Origin of the sequence: Flavobacterium orientale, assembly GCF_014638005.1 — a bacterium.
Classification (GTDB): Bacteria; Bacteroidota; Bacteroidia; order Flavobacteriales; family Flavobacteriaceae; genus Flavobacterium; species Flavobacterium orientale.
In genome coordinates this window covers 1-18,872 of sequence record NZ_BMFG01000008.1, presented here as the reverse complement: position 1 = coordinate 18,872, position 18,872 = coordinate 1, and the positions used below count along the sequence as shown (strand labels likewise).

The 18,872-nt window shown below is 40.6% G+C and carries 14 protein-coding genes and 1 pseudogene; 2 read left to right on the top strand and 13 right to left on the bottom strand.

All coding sequences use genetic code 11. The features are described from left to right. Positions 1-101: 101 nt before the first annotated feature. Entirely contained in the window at positions 102-443 is a 342-nt protein-coding gene (locus IEV15_RS10610) for a helix-turn-helix domain-containing protein (protein ID WP_188362506.1), read from the top strand. Then, entirely contained in the window at positions 415-1,020 is a 606-nt protein-coding gene (locus IEV15_RS10605; protein ID WP_188362505.1) for an ImmA/IrrE family metallo-endopeptidase, read from the top strand. The genes IEV15_RS10610 and IEV15_RS10605 overlap by 29 nt, the downstream gene beginning before the upstream one ends. A gap of 126 nt (positions 1,021-1,146) precedes the next feature. Here the strand turns inward: IEV15_RS10605 and IEV15_RS10600 are convergent. The 13 genes and pseudogenes from IEV15_RS10600 to IEV15_RS10540 all read right to left on the bottom strand — a co-directional run. Continuing rightward, positions 1,147-1,467 (bottom strand): annotated as a pseudogene (locus tag IEV15_RS10600) (tRNA uridine-5-carboxymethylaminomethyl(34) synthesis GTPase MnmE); the annotation flags it as partial. 113 nt (positions 1,468-1,580) lie between these two features. Then, a complete protein-coding gene (locus IEV15_RS10595) occupies positions 1,581-3,413 on the bottom strand; it encodes an adenylate/guanylate cyclase domain-containing protein (RefSeq protein WP_188362504.1) in 1,833 nt (610 codons plus the stop codon). An 8-nt stretch (positions 3,414-3,421) separates the two neighbouring features. Then, entirely contained in the window at positions 3,422-3,784 is a 363-nt protein-coding gene (locus IEV15_RS10590) for a hypothetical protein (protein ID WP_188362503.1), read from the bottom strand. A gap of 859 nt (positions 3,785-4,643) precedes the next feature. Further along, complete coding sequence (locus IEV15_RS10585) at positions 4,644-6,059, bottom strand: MBOAT family O-acyltransferase (RefSeq protein ID WP_188362502.1); 1,416 nt, start codon at positions 6,057-6,059, stop codon at positions 4,644-4,646. A 2-nt stretch (positions 6,060-6,061) separates the two neighbouring features. Continuing rightward, the gene (locus IEV15_RS10580) at positions 6,062-7,102 is read right to left on the bottom strand and encodes a hypothetical protein (RefSeq protein WP_188362501.1); all 1,041 of its coding nucleotides are present in this window, start codon (positions 7,100-7,102) and stop codon (positions 6,062-6,064) included. 39 nt (positions 7,103-7,141) lie between these two features. Continuing rightward, on the bottom strand, positions 7,142-8,359 hold the full coding sequence (locus IEV15_RS10575; protein WP_188362500.1) for a DUF418 domain-containing protein: 1,218 nt from the start codon (positions 8,357-8,359) through the stop codon (positions 7,142-7,144). 15 nt (positions 8,360-8,374) lie between these two features. After that, positions 8,375-9,424, bottom strand: coding sequence for a proline iminopeptidase-family hydrolase (locus tag IEV15_RS10570; protein ID WP_188362499.1), 1,050 nt, complete (start codon positions 9,422-9,424; stop codon positions 8,375-8,377). Positions 9,425-9,450: 26 nt separating this feature from the next. Beyond that, positions 9,451-10,320 (bottom strand): SDR family oxidoreductase, encoded by an 870-nt coding sequence (locus IEV15_RS10565; RefSeq protein ID WP_188362498.1) that lies wholly within the window; start codon positions 10,318-10,320, stop codon positions 9,451-9,453. Between the two features lie 7 nt (positions 10,321-10,327). Beyond that, on the bottom strand, positions 10,328-11,203 hold the full coding sequence (locus tag IEV15_RS14625; protein WP_229734141.1) for an ester cyclase: 876 nt from the start codon (positions 11,201-11,203) through the stop codon (positions 10,328-10,330). A gap of 67 nt (positions 11,204-11,270) precedes the next feature. Next, positions 11,271-11,795, bottom strand: coding sequence for a nuclear transport factor 2 family protein (locus IEV15_RS10555; RefSeq protein ID WP_188362497.1), 525 nt, complete (start codon positions 11,793-11,795; stop codon positions 11,271-11,273). A 929-nt stretch (positions 11,796-12,724) separates the two neighbouring features. After that, positions 12,725-13,471, bottom strand: a complete 747-nt coding sequence (locus IEV15_RS10550) for a hypothetical protein (RefSeq protein WP_188362496.1) — start codon at positions 13,469-13,471, stop codon at positions 12,725-12,727. A 21-nt stretch (positions 13,472-13,492) separates the two neighbouring features. After that, positions 13,493-14,209 carry a hypothetical protein gene (locus tag IEV15_RS10545; protein ID WP_188362495.1) on the bottom strand — a complete coding sequence of 239 codons (717 nt, stop codon included), beginning with the start codon at positions 14,207-14,209 and terminating at the stop codon, positions 13,493-13,495. A 145-nt stretch (positions 14,210-14,354) separates the two neighbouring features. Further along, positions 14,355-18,473 (bottom strand): hybrid sensor histidine kinase/response regulator transcription factor, encoded by a 4,119-nt coding sequence (locus IEV15_RS10540; protein WP_188362494.1) that lies wholly within the window; start codon positions 18,471-18,473, stop codon positions 14,355-14,357. Between the last annotated feature and the right edge of the window lie 399 nt (positions 18,474-18,872).

Below are 18,872 nucleotides of genomic sequence, written 5' to 3'. Positions count from 1 at the left end.
ATACAATTGTTTCAGCAAAGAAACAAATAAAATTTGTTTTACCAAAGAAACATTTGTATGTTTGCCGAAACATTATTAACAATTAATTTAAGTTATTAACAATGAGCACTTCATTAGATACTCAGAGATTTTCTGAAATGATTAAATCAAAAAGAGGTAGTAAAGGATTAAGATTACTTGCTTCTGAAATTGGTGTTAGTGCATCTACACTTTCAAGAATTGAGCAGGGAAATTTACCTGATATTGATACTTATTTGCGATTATGTGATTGGTTAGAAGTTTCAACTGATTATTTTACTAATTCAAATACAAATTCAGAAGATGTTCAGAATGAAGTTATAGCACATTTAAGAGCAGATAAATCTCTTCCTCCTTCAACTTCTGAAGCCTTAATACAAATGATAAATTTAGCTTATGCCTCTGCAACAAAAGAAAACATATAAAAGAGGTTTTAAGAAATGGACCGATGAAAAAGTAGTTGAATTAAGAAAAAAATTAGGATTATATGCTTCTTCACCTTTGTGTGCATTTAAATTATGTGAATTTTTAAATGTTCCCATTTTTGAACCTTCCAATATACAAGGAATATCAACAGATATATTAGATGAGTTGTTAGTAAATGGTTCTAGACATTGGTCTGCCGCTACGATTCCTTTAAGTGGGGGAAAATACATTATAATTCATAATCCTACTCATACCTCTGCAAGACAACAGAGTAATTTAATGCATGAATTAGCACATATTCTTTGCAAACATGAAGTTTCCGAAAAAACAAAAAGTACAGGTCTTTCAGGCTTTTTAAGAAGTTTTGATGAAGGTCAAGAAAATGAAGCAGAATGGTTAGGTTCTTGTTTACAATTACCAAAGCCTGCCTTAATTCAATCATTAAAAAATGAAATGTCACTTGAAAACATAGCAGAACATTATAATTGTAGTTTAGAAATGGTTCAATATAGAATAAACGTGACAGGTGTTAAAAGACAATTAGCTTTTATGAAGAGCAAAAAAAATGTTATGTAAATCAGTTTTCATTGTCTCTTATTGACAATTCAAGTCTACTTCTGCATAATATTCTTTCCTGTTTTGTAAACAATGGTTTATATTTTGAATCTATAACTAAATTTTCAATTAATTTGTTGGCTTTCTTTACTTCCCGATACAAAAATTAGCAAAAATATTTCCCAACAGCTCATCATTCGTTACTTCGACCGTAATTTCACCAAAGTGGTACAAGGCTTCACGAATGTCAATCGCCATTAAATCAGCACTGATGCCTGACTCCAAGCCCCATTTTACTTTCTGAATTTCTTCCAACGCTTTTAAAAGCGAGTCGTAATGACGGGAATTGGTAGCTATGGTTTCGTTGTTTCGCAAGGCTCCCGTGTTGACAAAAGAGAGGAGGGTTTGCTTGAGTTCGTCAATGCCTTCCTTGTTTTTAGCAGAAATAAACAGCGTTTGTTGTTGTCGGTTTTCGGTATGCAGTTCTTTAGTCAACATTGAGTTCCAGTTATTGGAGTACGTTATTTTAAGGAACAAACTAAAAAATAAAAAAATCAAAGAATCAAAAAACCAAAAAATTCTCAAACCCTCCCATTCACAAAAAACATCTTCAGCAACCCCCTGTTTTTCACTTCCAACTCCCCACGGTACTCACACACAAAAACATCCCGCACCAGCTCATACGTCCGCTCCGAAATGTTAATCCGTCCCGCCTCCGAACACGTTTCCATCCGCGAAGCCACATTCACCGTGTCACCCCAAATGTCGTAAGCAAACTTCTTAGTGCCCACCACACCCGCCACTACAGGGCCTGAGTGCACCCCAATCCGGATATCAAACCGGGTGATGTGCAACGTTCCGTTACTTTCGTGGGCGTTTTTCACAAAAGCCGCCATATCAAGAGCCGCTTGCACCATCTTCACCGCATGATCCTCGGTAGGATAGGGTAGGCCGGCGGCACACATATAGGCATCGCCCACCGTTTTAATCTTCTCCAAACCGTACTGCTCCATAATCGCATCAAACTTCGAAAAATAATAATCCACACTCTCCACGAGCTTTTCCGGCGATAAATTCTCGGCATAGTGCGTAAAATCTTTGAAGTCGGTAAAGAGCACCGTCACGGCATCAAACTTTTTGGCGACTACTTTGCCCTTGTTTTTCAGTTCTTGGGCGGTTTCTTCCGGCAAAATGTTCAACAGCAAACTGTCCGAGCGGTTCCGTTCCTTTTCAATAATCAAATTCGTCTTGCGGATGTAGGTATTGCGTCGGTACAACCCCAAAGCGAGTAGAAACAACAAAAACAACGTCCCGGCCGTCGCCACAATAATGTTTTTCTGGCGTTTGTCCTTCAGTTGCTGTATCTCGATGTCCTTTTCCAACAGGTCCACCACCACTTGCTTCTGCGACACTTCATAATCCGTTCGCAAATCGGCCATTTGTTGCACCGTCTTCAGGTTGGTTACACTGTCCCGATACCGAATATGGTCTTTATAATACCGGTAGGAGCGGGCCATGTCGCCTTGCTGCTCATACAACTCCGAGAGTTTTAAATTCGCGTTGCTGATTTGGTCTTTCAGGCCATATTTTTGGGCCAATTCCAAGCTGGTGTTGGCATACTCCAAAGCCGTCTTTCCATCGTTCTGCCTGCGGTAGATGTCAGACATCTCCATCAAATAGACGGTCACGGCGGCATAATCTTCCAAGCCCTCTAAAATAGCAATTGCCTCCCGTATGTTAGCTTTAGCCAATTCATTTTTACCCTGTTGGGCATACACCATCCCGATATTGCCAAGGTTATAGGCAGTACCAATCAAATGCTGTTTCTTTTTGAAGATGGCCCCCGATTCCTTGAAATAGTCCAAAGCAATGGCATACTTTTTATCTCTTGAAAACTCATCACCGGCATTCAATAAGGCTGTAGCCAGTTTGATGGAGTCGTTGGTTTCCCGAAGCACTTCAATGCCTTGCCTATAATAAAGTTCTGCATTAGCGGCATTCCCCATTTCAGAATAGATATCAGCTATGGATATAGTGATGGCTCCCAAACCAATTGTAGAATTCATTCGCTTGGCATAGTTCAAGCTGGTTAAATAGGCTTCCAATGCCGCATGAAAATCACCTTTTTTCTTCAGTGCATTCCCTTTTTGAAGGTAACCACTGTGTAAAAAGGCATGAGAAGAATCAGCAAAAGCTTTTTTAATAAGCACCTCCGAATAGTAAACGGTGGTGTCAGGATTGGTTTCGTTTGCTGCTATACTCCTCAGCAAGTCCATCTGACGCTCTTTGGTTTTTACCGTATTCGATTTATAAAGTGCTTTACAACTATCCGCCACTCGCTGGTTCTGTCCATAACAAACGGACGCCAACAACAGAAGTACCAGGCGATATTTAAAAGCTTTTACTGATTCCATACATTACATTAGTTGTTCATTTGCAACTTCGGATCATCCCATTGCGTTTGTTCCCCGCGATTGATGGTGTACCCGATTTTATATTTTTCAATAGCACCTTGACCGGGAGATGCCCTTGTCACGGATGCGGTAAAAACGTTATCTCTACCGGTAGGAGCCACCGATAATAAATTATAGGGGCTATCTCCTTTTATTTCTACCCCATCTAAGGAATACAAACCACTGTTATCATCTAATTGCCAAATAATAACATCGCCGGGATTCACCAATGTTGTAATGTCATCGTTCCCGGGATTGTGCCCCTCGGAATCTTTTAATTTAATTTGGTTCGAGTTTCCTGCTCTACTTACAAAAATGTTAATTGTTGCCATACTTTTAAAAATTTAAATGTTAGTATTCTTTTTTGTTTACCATTTTGTGCATTTATAAACCGGATAGTTTGTTACTGTTCGCTTTTTATCATTAACTGCGTCTATGTGTTAAAAAAAAACTTAAAACCTTTAACCACATAGGTACATAGGAAAAAGGACATACAACCAATTGCTTGGTTTCGCATAGCTGTGTGTCTCCATAAGCTTTGTGTGACTTGGATTATGGGATCCCTCCTTGCGTCGGGATGACAAACTGGGCGTGATCAGCTTTGTGTGCCTTTTTCAAATTACAAAATCCTTAACTTCATGACATTGACCGCTCGGGTTTTGGTTTCGCATAGCTATGTGTTTCTTTACTTGAGCGAAGCGTCTTTTAGAAATCAAAAGCTATGTGTCTCCTATGTGGTTAAAAAAAACTTAAAACCTTTAACCACATAGGTACATAGGAAAAAGGACATACAACCAATTGCTTGGTTTCACATAGCTATGTGTCTCCATAAGCTTTGTGTGACTTGGATTATGGGATCCCTCCTTGCGTCGGGATGACAAACTGGGCGTGATCAGCTTTGTGTGCCTTTTTCAAATTACAAAATCCTTAACTTCATGACATTGACCGCTCGGGTTTTGGTTTCGCATAGCTATGTGTTTCTTTACTTGAGCGAAGCGTCTTTTAGAAATCAAAAGCTATGTCTCTCTTCTATGTGGTTAAAAAAAACATTACAACCATAAACCACATAGATACATAGGAAAATGACATAGAACCACTATTTGGTTTCGCATAGCTCTGTGTCTATGTGGTTTAAAAAACTTTACTACCGTATTTATTTAGGTTAACTCAATAGCTTGTGGCTGTTGTTATTTAAAATTGAAAATAGATGAATTGCTCTCCACTGCCTTGTGCAATCACAATTAAGAAGAAGAGTAACCCCCAAATAACCCCCATCACCCAAGGTGACGTTTTCAACGAAACTTCTTTCATTGACGTATTTCTCATGAACCAATGACACAGGAACATCACGGTAACCACCGTAAGGACTTTCCACATATCAAAGGTTTCAATAATTTTCTCCCCATCTGAGGTCAGAAAGCTCATCGAGGTAATCATGTTCCAAGCCGTTCCAAACTCTCGGGCTCTAAAAAACACCCATGTGATGTTGACACACGTAAACGTCAGGAACGCCAGGAAGATGCCATTTGCAGCCGTAATCTGAAACGGAAGGTACCTGCGTTGCAAGCGTTCCAAAATCAGGTATAACCCATGCAAACCACCCCAAACCACAAAGGTCCATGCGGCTCCATGCCACAAACCACCTAAGAGCATGGTGATGACTAACGCGGCATACATACGAGCCACCCCAAACTGATTGCCCCCTAATGGAATGTACAAGTAATCGCGTAACCAACTGGACAACGAGATGTGCCAACGCTTCCACAGGTCAGAAAACCCTAACGCCGCATACGGGTACCGGAAGTTATCGGGTAAAACAATACCCAACAGCAACGCAATCCCGATAGCACAAGTGGAGTACCCTGCAAAATCAAAGAATATCTGTCCCGAAAACGCGAGCGTACCTACCCAAGCATCCACGCCATGCAGCAGTTTGTTGGAACCAAAAACGTCATCAGCAGTGGTAGACAGCAGCGTATCGGCCAACACAATCTTTTGGAACAAACCCACAGTAAGTAAGAACAACCCCCAAATGAATTGATTGGCGGTGGCTTTCTTTTCTTCATAAAACTGCGAAATCAGGTCTTTGGCTCTTACGATAGGTCCGGCAACCAATTGCGGGAAGAAGGTTACGTACAACGCAAAGTCGAGAAACGTTCTAGCCGGTTCGATTTTCCGTTTGTACATATCGATGGTATACGACATCGTTTGGAAGGTATAAAACGAAATCCCCATCGGCAGAATGATATCCATCGGTTGAGCCTGATAGCCGTAGCCATAGGTATTCACCACCGAGGTAAAATTGTCCAACAGGAAGTCTCTGTATTTAAAAAAGGCGAGAAAGCCCAGGTTGACTACCATACTCAGCACCAACCAGCCTTTTCGCTTGCGTTCGTTTTCCTCAACGGCCAGTTTTTGACCGGCGGTCCAGTCGACCATAGTCGAAATCCAAAGTAATACTACGAGCGGTGGATTCCACAACCCGTAAAAGACATAACTCGCCAAGAGGAGCATCCGTTTTTTGGAGGTCCAATTGAAAATAGGCGAATAATACAGTGCCAAAACCAGCACCAAGAAGACGATGAAACTTAAGGAATTAAATAGCATGGTTAGTTGGTTTTAGCGTTAGGAATTACATTTTCTTTCAACAGTAGGTTTACGAATCGTTCCGTAAACACCGAGGCATCCGGTCCTGACAAATGCGACCATTCGGGTGTATCAAATCCCGTTAGCGGTTCATAATCGGTATAATGGTACGCGGGTACCCCGGCTTGCGACACCAATACGTCCCAATAGTCTTTGCGGGAAAAGACATTCGTTTCCAAATCATGGAAAAAACCGGAAGAAGGCAACCGCACGAGAATGACTTTCCCACCCCGAGCTTGAAACTTCTTGAGGTCTTTAAGGAAAAAGACAATCGTACCGTCTTTATCCGGTGGCGGCATATCGGCTAACATAAAGAATTTCCACACCTTTTTAATCGAACCTGCAAAGGCCGTATCGGTCACTACCCGTTGTTTCATCCGAACATTTCTATCGATATCAATATCCTGAAACCGATAAAACGGCGGCATATCGGGTGTGGCGGTACGTTTTTCCATTTTAATGGTCTTCAATAACGCTTTTAAGTTGATGTCGTCGTACCAACCTTCTTCATCGTCACTGAGTAACGCGAAAGTGTTTTGTAACGGTACGGACAAGCTGTAATTTAACCGTTGGGCATAGGTACGGTCGTGGTAAAACTTTGTACGCGAACCAGCTCTTGACCAAGGCGGAGCTTGCGGATAGGTAGTAGAGAAAAAGAGCGGCGGTGTCACGCCCAGAATGACCGTGCCATTGAAGTCGCTGTTTTCTACGATGTCATTAAACACGGGGAGCGGTGAGGCACCCGCATTGGCTAATTGAATGGGTTGAATGCCGGTTAACGCTTTCCATTCTTTCAATTGGATGTCGAATAAGATGCGGGATGAACCCACTAACACCACATCGTTGGAAGTGGCTTTGTCTACTTTGGCTCGGTTGATAGCCCACAAGTGTTTGTCATCATCCAAGTCGGGGAAATAGCCTTTGGAACGCCAGAAGAGTTCCCAGGCTCCTACGGCAACGAGTCCGACACAAAGGGCAATGATTACGGTTTTTTTTAAATGCATACTTAGTATTGGTTTAGGTTAGTAAAGAATTCTCGGTTTTTATTTTTTATACGTTAGTTTTCGCCATAAACCCTCGAAGGGTCCTTGTTTAAATCGTTGCAACCACAAGTTGCTCCCGATGATTTGAAGCGTGTAGATTAACAACGCACTACCAAAGATGGGAATAGCTCCGAACTTTCCGGCAAAGCCTAGGCCAATTCCGTAGAAGAAGCCAATCGCCAGGAAGGATTGTAGGATATAGTTGGTCAACGCCATTTTCCCTACAGGTTCAAACCAGCGGAATAGGGTAGCTTTCTTTTGATGCAGTAGTGCAAGAACGGCAGCATAACCCAAAGCCAGCGGAACGGTGCCGAGAGCATAGGTCAGTGTTTTTAACGTACTCGCATAGGGTAGTTCATAACCAAAGAACTCGATATAGGTGCGAAGAAAGCAAATCGGCAAACCAATCGTAATGCCGAGTACCGCTACTTTACGCAACAACTTGGTATTGGTTAGGAGGTTGTTGTGTACAATAGCCCTTCCGGACCAAAGGCCAATCAGAAAGATGCCTAACACTTTGAAAAGGCGTCCGTCTTCCAACAGGTGGCCCATTCTGATGAACACGTTACTGAGGTTGGTTTTGAAGAACACGGCCCAATCTTCGTTCTTGAGGTACAGGTTCATGTTGGTGGTTTTTACTTCCCCAAACTCCCGTATCGGAATATCGAAATAGGACGCTACTGCATGGTTCATTTTGAAAAAGTACTTGGGGTAGTTCCACCCGATGTGGTTGATGACAAAATCATTTACCAGGGGTAACAGCAGCAATATGATGGCATACTTTAGGAGGTTTTTGTCGGAGGTATGCACAAAATGCATCGCTACAAACCCCAGTACGGCATATAACGTCAGAATGTCACCTAACCAGATAAAGGTCAGATGACACATCCCAATGACGAACAACCAAAACATCCGTCGGGTAAAGAAAGGAATAAAAGGATGGTCGAGCTTTTGCAAACTATGGTATTGCATCGCACAACCGATGCCAAACAGCAATGAGAAGATGGAATAGAACTTTCCGTCCACCAAGGTGTACAACACAAAGTCGAATGGCATGTCCCAAGAAGACGCAGCCCAAGGGTATTGTTCCGCAGGGTCCATAAAGAACAAGCCCGAGAAATAATAAATGTTGGCCACTAAAATGCCTAAAATAGCGATGCCTCGTAAGGCGTCAAGAAATTGGATGCGGTCTTTTTGTGGGGTTATAAGTTTTACCATCGTATAACTAGTATATCATTTAAATTGTTGGTTATTAACTTCTTTAACGAATTTAATTAAACCAGGAAAGTAGGTCTTTTGGTCGTCATAAAAAGCCAAATGACTTCCGTTTTCACAAAGCAGCAAGCGACCGTTTGGTAGTTCGTTGGCCACCCATTCCATGTGTTTCGGGTCCATCGTATCGTGGGTACCTGCGATGACTAAGGTGGGAGTTTTAATCGATTTTAGGCGATCGGTAACGTCCCAATTTTTTAATGTTGCGTCTCCGGTCATGCCAAACTCACTGTGCCCTTGCATGTAGACATAAATGTTGGGGTTTAAATGGTTGAACATCCGATTAATCGGTTCCGGCCACGCTTCTAGCGGTAGACGTAAAATGTGTTTCGTATAATAATGATTCATCAATAATTCGGTGTACCTCGGATTACTGAAATCGTTTTTAGCTTCTAACGCTTTAATTTCTTTCAGTACTTCGGGGTCGAGTTTCGGACCCAATACCTCATTGGCATATTTACCATAGTCGGGAGCACTCATCATCATGTTGGAAATGATCAATCCTTTTAAATTCTGTTGGTATTTTAAGGCATATTCCATGGCTAGAATGCCACCCCAAGAATGCCCCAATAGATAAAAATTGTCTTTGGTGAGGTGTAACGCTATGCGAACTTGTTCCACTTCTTCTACAAAACGTTCGGTTGTCCATAGCGTGGAATCATTGGGTTTATCGCTGTAATACGAATCCAATTGATCGTAGTAGATGTATTCAATTTCTTCGTTGGGCAGGTAGCCATCAAACGCAGCAAAACATTCGTGCGTACCGCCCGGACCGCCATGTAATAACAGCACCCTCATTTTGGGGTTGTTTCCCACGCGTTTGGTAAAGACGTTAAACGTTCCTTTGTCGGTGGTAATGGGAATCATTTTGATACCGCCCGTTAGTTGGTCGTCGCTGTTGGAATAATCCAAATAGGAGGAAGGTGGGTTTTCCTCAGCGGAGTTCGCTTGTTTTTCGTTGCAAGCCACTACGGTAATAACCAGTAAGAGTGTTACAAATTTTGTTTTCATATGCAAATTGTGGTTTGGTTACAAGTTTAGGCTTTCACGCCGTCCCAATCGGATAAATGAAAGGCTTCTAACACCCCTTTACGAAGCGGTTCGACGGCGTCATTGATATGTCGGGTACCAAAATCCAATCCTGCGACATTTCGCAACGGTCGTGAACCTGCGGGAGCATTGATAAGAGCTTCAAAGAGTTGCACCACAATCATTGGGTCGGTTGGTGCCTGTTCATCGGCAAAAGCAGCTTGTGTTTTGGTTCCGAATTCGGCACTAAAAGCCCCCACATGTTCGTAGGCTTTTGCAATTTCATCGTCTTTAGCCGTTATCAGACTTGGAAAAAAGTTGGTGGAAAAGGGACCGGGTTCCACAACAGCCACATCAATACCCAGCGGAGCAAGTTCATACCGCATGGCTTCACTTAAACCTTCCACGCCCCACTTACTGGCATGGTAAATACCAAACCCGGGAACAGCTAAGCGTCCCGCAATAGAACTGAGTTGGATGATTAGTCCTGATTTTTGGGCACGCATGCCGGGAAGCACTGCTTTTGCCATTCGAATAGTACCCACGATGTTTAGGTCCAATTGTGCCAGACATTCCGCTGCCGAAAACGCTTCTACGGGTCCGCCAAATCCACGACCTGCGTTGTTGATTAAAACATCCACGGTGGGTATTCGCGTCATCGCAACGCTGACACTTTCATCGGAGGTGACATCTAAGTCGATTACGTCAATTTTTGCCTTATGCGTTGTGGCAAAATGCTGTAATGCCACGGCTGCACTCGCATTAGAACCGGCTGCATTCCGCATGGTAGCATACACGTGATGGCCTTTTTCGGCGAGGTATTTAGCGGCTTCAAATCCGAAACCGCTACTACACCCTGTAATAAGTATTTTTTTCATACCCCGTTTATTTAGCTAAAGCATCATTAAGTTGTTTGGTATCTACATACTGTTGAAAAGCGGTGACTTTCCCGTCTTTTAGCGTCCATAAATGAGCCACTTGAGCGTTGTAAGCCTTCCCGTTTTTATATTTTCCTTTATAGCGTAACGTAGCCAGTACTTTATTATCTGACATTTCGTGTAGCGTGATTTCATCTAACAAGAAAGAATCGTGTTCGGCACCAATTCGGGCAAAGACCCCATTGAGCACAGCATCCGGACCTTTGTAAGGGTTGCCGTCCGCGTATTTGTTGCCTTCAGCTTCATTCCAAACGACATTCGCATCCAAACCACCCAGAACGGTGGGAATATCACCTTTAGCAAAAGCCTTGTAGAGGTTGTCAATCACGCTCACATTGGCCGGATCAGAAAGCAAACCCAGTTGTTGCATAAAAGGCAGGCTGTCCATAAAGTCGTGTTCGTAGGCAATCTTTCCGTTTTTCATTTTAGCAATGGTGACACCTTCCACAGCTACCGCTTTACCCGTTGGTGGCATACCAAAAAAGACGCCGGTATGTTTTCCTTTAAATTGCCAATGTTTGACAATTTTATCGCCTTGACCAAAGATTTCCACGATGGTAAAATGGATGTCTGAAAAGCCCGTTAGGTAATTTTGGTAGTGGGCTTTGAAGTTTTCAAGGCCTACCACGTTTTGCGGACTGGCTACCATGGTGATGTTGGTGTCAAAGTGGGTGGCATTAATTTGGTCAATTTGTCTTTTGTTGACAATTTCATCCCAAACTTTAGCGTACATTTTAATGTTGTTTTCGGAGGTGCTTTGTTGGGCAAATAGACTGGTACTACTCCATAGGAGGAATATGATACTACTGTAGTATTTTTTCATTATAAGAGGGTTTAGATTACTGCATAAAGTCCGTTTGAAATCAAACGGACTTGGTAATGGTGTGGTATTATTCGTTGGCCACCGATGGTGTCGCTACAGCCGTTGTATCCGCCTGCTTCATTAAAACCATGGTTATGGCACTGTTGTCCCAATAGCCGTGTTCCTTCACAATTTTACCGTTACTGAAACGAGCGGTTAGGTGCACGGGTATTTCGTAGAGTTCGTTGTTCAATTTTAAGCGGCCTTGCCATAGCCCCCAGTAGTTCACCCAGGTTTCTCCTTTGTCGGTAACCACCATTTCATATTCCGATTCTTCGGGAACAAAGCCATAGGAAGTAAACAAGGTTTGGTCTTGTTTATTAGCTTCAATCATTTGAGCTACTGTTTTTGCATTTTTCTTCGTGACATTCATCATTACTTTGGCCGTATCGGCATAGTGCGAGGCCAGTTCGTCCCAGTTGGCCATTTCATAATCTTTCAGTGCTTTTTTATACGTCTCAATTTCAGGAGCCGTTTGTGTATAGCGGTCTTTTTTGGTTTCGCAGGCTATTAGTGTCAATACAGCCAGCAAAAGGATGTTTAGTTTTTTCATTGTATTGTTTTTAGGTTATTAATCATTTTTAATTGTTGTTCTTTTTTTTAAAATTTTAACCACATAGAGACATAGTTTTCATAGTTTTTGAAGACGCTACGCTCATTTTTTTTATCATATAGCGATGCATAACCTTGAACTGATTCTATGTATTTTACTATGTACCTATGTGTTTACTTTTTAGTTAATACTTTTTTTAACCACATAGAGACATAGGCTTTTGAGACGTAGTAGACGCTACGCTCATTTTTAGTATCCTATAGCGATGTATAGCCTAGAACTGATTCTATGTATTTTACTTTGTACTTATGTGTTTACTTTTTAGTTGATACTTTTTTTAACCACATAGCGACATAGGCTTTTGATACGTAATAGACGCTACGCTCATTTTTAGTATCATATAGCGATGTATAGCCTAGAACTGATTCTATGTATTTTACTTTGTACCTATGTGTTTACTTTTTAGTTGATACTTTTTTTAACCACATAGAGACATAGGCTTTTGATACGTAATAGACGCTACGCTCATTTTTAGTATCATATAGCGATGCATAAACTAGAACTGATTCTATGTATTTTACTATGTACCTATGTGTTTACTTTTTAGTTGATACTTTTTTTTAACCACATAGAGACATAGGCTTTTGAGACGTAATAGATGCTTCGCTCAATTAAAGTAGCACCTAGCTATGCGAAACCAAGCATTGGTTCTATGCTCTTTTTCCTATGTATCTATGTGGCTAAAATGTTTACCCTATAAGGCATATAAGTTCTCATAAATGTTATTCTATTTCAAATTTTTTTAAACCACATAGATCCATAGTTTTCATAGTTTTTGAAGACGCTTCGCTCAATTAAAATAACAGAGAGCTAAGAGCATTCAAGAATTGTATTACATCATTATTACTAGCTTCCTGCGGCTTCATTTTTTATTTTATATAGGATAAATCGCGTCGCATGGTGCCTCTACGTGTTTCCATTTTAAAGGTAGTTGCGTTTAAGGCATCGTTGAGCTTTACCCGTTCCTCCCCAAGGAGTTTGTTGTTTTCTTCTACCATTTTTTTAAGTTCCTCTTCGTCTTTTGCAGCATAGGAAATCAGCATATAGGCTTCCGGATTTCCAAAACCACTCAGGTAGATACGGTAGTGCAATTTTGATTTTTTCTGTTCGTTCAACGTTTTGAATTGTTCGGCCGTTTTTAAAACGGCATCAAAATCCTTTGGTTCATAGTAATAGAGGTAATTGGTTCTGAAATCTTTACCGTCAATCATATTCACTAAGCCATCCGGCATGTAGGATAGGGTAGTACTCAAATTGAGAATGTAATCGCCATGACTGGGATAGCATTCATCAAAACTTTCAAACATTTTGATGAACGCATCGCCACCCATTTTTTCTAACGTATTCGGATAGGGGTTCATTCCTATTTCCGTCATGCTGTTTAGTGGAGAAATTGCATGGTATTTGAAATCATCAGAAACAAACATGACCCATCCTTTTTCTTCTTTGTTTTCGGCAGCTAAATCGGCTAATTTTTTAGCCAATACTTCATAAGCGGCTACTTTACTAGGGGTGACATTGTCAACATGCACGCGATAGCGAAGCGAATTTTGGGCCACAGATAGCGAGAAAACAAACAGAAACAGCGTACTTAAACAATTAACAGCATTTTTCATAACATTACATTTTACTTTACTTTATTTACTTAATTCATCATGTAGTATATAGAGATACGACCATTCTTTTTCAACAAGTTTGGCGTTGGCTTCTCTCATTTGGTTGGCTACTTTCAAGCCTTTTTCTTTTTCAATTATTTTCCAGATGTTGTCGCGTTGGATGTCCATATCCGCAAAGCTTTTGAACGGGGTAGAGAAAAGATAGGAGGGAGAATCCGGATGTCCGCCCATAAAGCGGTAGATATAACTACGAGGGCTACCTTCTGCTCTTCTTATGAACGCCTGACGTTCTTTAATCCCTTCTTCAAAGGCTGTAGCGTTGTTGACTTTAACCGAATAAACCACTACCATTTTGGTGCCTTCCAACGGAGCTCTACTCAAGTCCGGTAAGTTTCGAGCGGTGGAATAACTGATTTTTTCCACGTGAGGCATGATGTGGGTAGTTACAAACGATTGGCAATCGTCGCCCGCTTTGTCTTCTTTGTCAAACGCGGCCCAATTGTCCACCATACTAGTCAGTACATACACGGTGCCTTCCCCCTGAAAGCGTTGCCATAGATTCCAGCCTTCGGTGCCGTTGTTTTTTTCGTAGCATTCTTTATACAATTTAACTGCTGCTTTGAACTGGCTGTTGTGGCCACTTTTGACTGTAATTTCAGTCATGTTCAAAATCTTACCCGGGTTTTGAGCTACTAGTAGTAGTGGAAAAAGTAGCAACAAATACATTACATTTTTCATTTTTTGGTTATTTAATTGGTTATTAATAATCCAAAATTAATTACATGGCGGTAGAATAAGTTGTACAAATCTTGCAACAATAGGTACTTTTATAGCATTGGTACTCGTATTTATAATTCCTGTTTGTATACATGGTAAGCTTCTTTCATTTTACTGTTTTTTTATAAGATGATGGGGAGCAACCAAACTGATTTTTAAACGCACGTGAAAAGTACGTTTGGTCACTGAACCCTGTTTGATAGCCTATTTCAGCAATATTTCCGGCATTTTGAAGCAGTAAATCCGCTGAATGTTCCAAACGAATACTGCGTATCAGTTGTCCCGGAGCCTGATTGAGTAATGCCACCATTTTTCGATGGAGTTGCGAAGGACTCAAGCACATTTTTTGAGCCAACAGCTCTACACTAAAATTGGCATTATCCATGTTGTCTTTGATGTAGTGTATCGCTTTTTCTAAAAACAGTTGGTCTACTGAAGACACGGCTACCTGACTTTTTTCTACTTTAAAGCTTTTTTGAAATTTGAGGCGGAGTTGTTCCCGTTGGTCCATTAAGTTGGCTATCGTGATTTTAAGTTCTTTACTGTTAAACGGTTTCGTAAGGTAGGCATCCACACCATATTCCAGCCCTTTTAGTTTATCGTCCAATGTGGCTTTTCCTGTCAATAGGATAATGGGGATGTGACTGGTCAATTCGTCGTTACGCAATTGCTGTACCATGGTATAGCCATCCATTTCCGGCATCATGATATCGGCAATGATCAGATCCGGTATGTGTTTTTGCGATTTTAGAATGCCTTTTTTACCATTTTCGGCTTCAATGATTTTGTATTTGTCTTTCAGTTGTTGTTTTAGAAACAAGCGAATGTGTGGGTTGTCATCCACCAAAACAATTATTTTTTTAGCTACTTCTTTAGTATTTTTAATAGCCGCTACTTTTAAATCAGGTACAGCATCATGAAATACCATTTCCTTTTTAGTTGGTTGTTCCAATGGTATATCAACTACTATCCCGATAGGTAGTTCGATGATAAAGGTGGTTCCTTTATCATTAGTACACTCTTCATTTCTAATTACATGGACTTTACCCTTATGGAGTTCAATTAATTCTTTAACTAAAGTAAGTCCAATACCCGTACCGGCAAATGGTTTCGTATCGGAGTTGTCTGCCTGATAAAAGCGATTGAAGATAAAGGGTAAGGCGGTAGGTTCAATACCCACACCATCATCTTTTACCGTAATCCGGACAGTGTTGTTGTTTGTAGTAACACTCACCTCTATGGTGCCGTTGTCATTTGTAAACTTTAACGCATTGGACAACAAATTCAGGATGACTTTCTCCATTTTTTCTTCGTCATAGTTGGCATAAATCGTTTGACTTTCTGTAGTAAAGCTCAAGGTAATGCCTCTATTTTGACAAACCGCTTCGAGCGAATACACCAAGTGTTCGATAAAAGGAACAATGTTGTAGGTCTTACTGTTGAGTTGCATGGCTCCCGCTTCTAATTTGGAAATGTCCAGGAGTTGGTTGATTAATTTTAGCAACTGCTGCGTGTTTTGATCGATTTGATGTAATTGGTTTTTAATTTTTGAGGCCTTGTGGTCTTCCATCAGTTGTTCCACATTTCCACGAATTAGGGTGAGCGGTGTTCTGAATTCGTGCGAGATATTCGTAAAGAAACGCGTTTTCAGTTGGTCGAGATTACGCAATGTTTCATTTTCATTTTTATCCTTTTCAATTTTGGCTTTCCATTTCAATCGTTTCATTTCATAGTTTCTTATGCGGTATAACACCGCTAAGAGGATGAGGAAATAACCCAAATAAGCCCACCAGGTGCCGCTCCAATGGGGTAACACTTGAAAAGAGACGGTGGTCACTTTTTGATTCCAAACCCCATCGTTATTGCTTCCTTTTACTTTAAAGGTGTAGTTCCCGGGCGGTAAGTTGGTGAACGTGGCCGATCGGCTTTTGTCGATATAAATCCAATTGTCGTTAAAGTTCTCCAGTTGGTAAGCAAACTTATTTTTTGCAATGGCTGAAAAATCAAGAGCTGCAAATTCAAAAATCAAGATGTTGTCCCGATGAGAGAATTGGAGCTTTTCTCCGTTAATGGAATGAATCTCTCGGGTTTCGGTATAGGCTTTTTTGGATTTGTTCTCACTGTAAATTTTGATTCCTGTAATGGCGACGGAAGGCAAATAAGGGTTGTCTTGAATCTGTTCGGGGAAAAAGTAATTGACTCCCGATATCCCACCAAAGAACAGTTCCCCTTTAGCACTTTTATAAAAAGCACCCGTATTGAACTCATTACTTTGTAAACCGTCATGCACATCATAGTTTCTGAAGGTTTTGTCTTTCGGATTGAATTTAGAAATCCCTTTGTTGGTGCTCAACCACAGGTAGTTTTGACTGTCGGGAAGAATGCCGTACACCACATTGTTGGGGAGTCCGTCTTTTTGGGTGAAGTGGGTAAACGTTTGGTGTTTTTTGTCAAATAAATTCAACCCCCCGGTGGTACCAATCCATAAAAAGCGAGACGGATAATAAGGATCAGGACAAATCACATTCACGTTGTTGTTGCTCAAACTCTTTTCATTTTCGGGGTTGTTTAAATAGGTGCGAAAACTTTCTTTTACGGGATTGAAGGCCATCATTCCATTTTTGGACGCAATCCATAAGATGTTGTTTTCATCTTCATAAATGAAGGACTGCACGATGAAGTTTTCGGCACTGTTATTTTTAATGGTATAATTTTTAAAAATACCTTTGTTGCGGTCAATCATTTTAGACAAGTGGTTTTCGGTAATCACCCAAATCGTCCCATTTTGAGCTTCAAAAATAAAGGAAGCTCCTTTTTTTGGTAAACTATTGGGATTAGTAGGGTCATTTGCAAATAAAACCGTTTCTTCTGTTTTGGGGTTGTAGCGAAACAACCCTTCGGTGGAGCCTATCCACAACGCATTGTCTTTTGATTTGAGTAAGGAAGAAACACTGGTGTTGCCAAAATGCTTAAGATTTTTTGAGCTGCTTTCAAAAGTTTTGAGTTGGTTTGTTTTCCTGTCCCAGCGGTAAAGTACTTCGGCACCAATCCAAACATACCGGTCGTTTTCTTCCACAATGGAGCGGATACTAAAACCGGGAATTCTGGAATTTAAGAAGTCTTTTCGATTTACTTTTCCAAATCGGTTGGCTTTGGGGTCGTAGTAGTTGATACCCATTCCCGTGGTACCCACCCACAGCATATGGGAATGGTCGATAAACAGACTGGATATGCTGTTGTAATTTAACGATTCCGGCAATAACGGGTCGTTTTTAAAGCTTTCGTACTTTTTGGTTGTCTTGTCAAACCGCATCAATTCCGCAGCTGTAGCCAGCCAAAGGTTGCCTTTTTTATCTTCCACAATTTCTTTTATATTGCCCCAGCCATATCGAAAGATGTTTAAATGATGGGGGTAGAATTCATAGGAAAAGTCAAGGGTGTTAAAGAGCACCAAGCCCGAGCGAGTGCCCAACCACAATTTGTTTTTATCCGCTTCGGCTATGGAGCCAATTCCAAAATCTTTGTCGAGACCGAAGGTGCTTCTGTGTTGTACCTCAAAATAAAAGGTGGCCAGTGCTTCGTTTTTGATGTGCATTCGCGTTAAGCCATTGGCAGTCGCAATCCATAGCATACCTGAATCGTCTACATGGAGTTTTGTAATGTTGTTGTCGCTTAGATTGAAATTACTTTTGGGATTTTTATAAATCTGAGTAATTTGATTCAGGTTGTAGTGCTCCTCGTCAAAAGGGATTTTAAAGATACCGTTAGATTTTGTGCCCACCCAAATCGTGGCGTTTTTATCTTGAGTGATGGTGGTGATTTCAGCGGTATTTTTGCTCATCGCATGAGCCAAGGGTAAATAAATACGTTGAAAGTTGTTGGTTTTTTTATTGTAGTTGTGCAAGACGCCATTTTCTGTACCAATCCACAGTGTTCCATTTCTGTCATTAAATAAGGTAGTAATATAATTGGAAGCCAAGGCGTTTTTATCGGAAGGGCTGTGTTGGTAAATCGTAAACGTATAGCCATCGTATCGATTCAGGCCATCTTTGGTAGCAAACCACATAAAGCCATCGCTGTCTTGTGTGATAGAAAATACAACATTTTGTGAAAGGCCTTCATTGATGGTTAATTTTTGAAAACGCACGTCTTGAGCGGACACTACCCACGAAAAAAGAGAGAAAAACGAAAGCAATCCAAGTGTTTTGTTTTGTAAAAGATTCATCGATGCTGTATTATACTATAAGTAAGCGTATGAATCGATTTGAGGGAGTATTGTGCGAAATAAAAAATAAATGTAATAAATTTAACGATATAATTGTATAATTGTTTGTTTTTTTATTAAAATTAGTAGGTTAGGAGTGATTAGTAATTAGTAATTAGTAATTAGTGATTAGTCTGGGGTGGGTATATGGAATTTGGTATGTTTTTCAAAGGGATTGTATTGAATAGAATATAGAATATAGAATATAGAATATAGAATATAGAACATAGAATGAGTATGCTCAATAAACTGTGTCAAATATAAAAAATGGATGTTTAAATTTTTTAAATTTGATTATTATGAGCGAACAATTCGATTTTGAGTCTTTCTCTAAGTCAGCCATAGAGAAATTAAAACAAG

Coding starts and splice junctions, on each gene's coding strand:
- IEV15_RS10610 (WP_188362506.1), top strand. CDS start 102: ATGAGCACTTCATTAGATACTCAGAGATTTTCTGAAATGATTAAATCA.
- IEV15_RS10605 (WP_188362505.1), top strand. CDS start 415: ATGCCTCTGCAACAAAAGAAAACATATAAAAGAGGTTTTAAGAAATGG.
- IEV15_RS10595 (WP_188362504.1), bottom strand. CDS start 3,413: ATGGAATCAGTAAAAGCTTTTAAATATCGCCTGGTACTTCTGTTGTTG.
- IEV15_RS10590 (WP_188362503.1), bottom strand. CDS start 3,784: ATGGCAACAATTAACATTTTTGTAAGTAGAGCAGGAAACTCGAACCAA.
- IEV15_RS10585 (WP_188362502.1), bottom strand. CDS start 6,059: ATGCTATTTAATTCCTTAAGTTTCATCGTCTTCTTGGTGCTGGTTTTG.
- IEV15_RS10580 (WP_188362501.1), bottom strand. CDS start 7,102: ATGCATTTAAAAAAAACCGTAATCATTGCCCTTTGTGTCGGACTCGTT.
- IEV15_RS10575 (WP_188362500.1), bottom strand. CDS start 8,359: ATGGTAAAACTTATAACCCCACAAAAAGACCGCATCCAATTTCTTGAC.
- IEV15_RS10570 (WP_188362499.1), bottom strand. CDS start 9,424: ATGAAAACAAAATTTGTAACACTCTTACTGGTTATTACCGTAGTGGCT.
- IEV15_RS10565 (WP_188362498.1), bottom strand. CDS start 10,320: ATGAAAAAAATACTTATTACAGGGTGTAGTAGCGGTTTCGGATTTGAA.
- IEV15_RS14625 (WP_229734141.1), bottom strand. CDS start 11,203: ATGAAAAAATACTACAGTAGTATCATATTCCTCCTATGGAGTAGTACC.
- IEV15_RS10555 (WP_188362497.1), bottom strand. CDS start 11,795: ATGAAAAAACTAAACATCCTTTTGCTGGCTGTATTGACACTAATAGCC.
- IEV15_RS10550 (WP_188362496.1), bottom strand. CDS start 13,471: ATGAAAAATGCTGTTAATTGTTTAAGTACGCTGTTTCTGTTTGTTTTC.
- IEV15_RS10545 (WP_188362495.1), bottom strand. CDS start 14,209: ATGAAAAATGTAATGTATTTGTTGCTACTTTTTCCACTACTACTAGTA.
- IEV15_RS10540 (WP_188362494.1), bottom strand. CDS start 18,473: ATGAATCTTTTACAAAACAAAACACTTGGATTGCTTTCGTTTTTCTCT.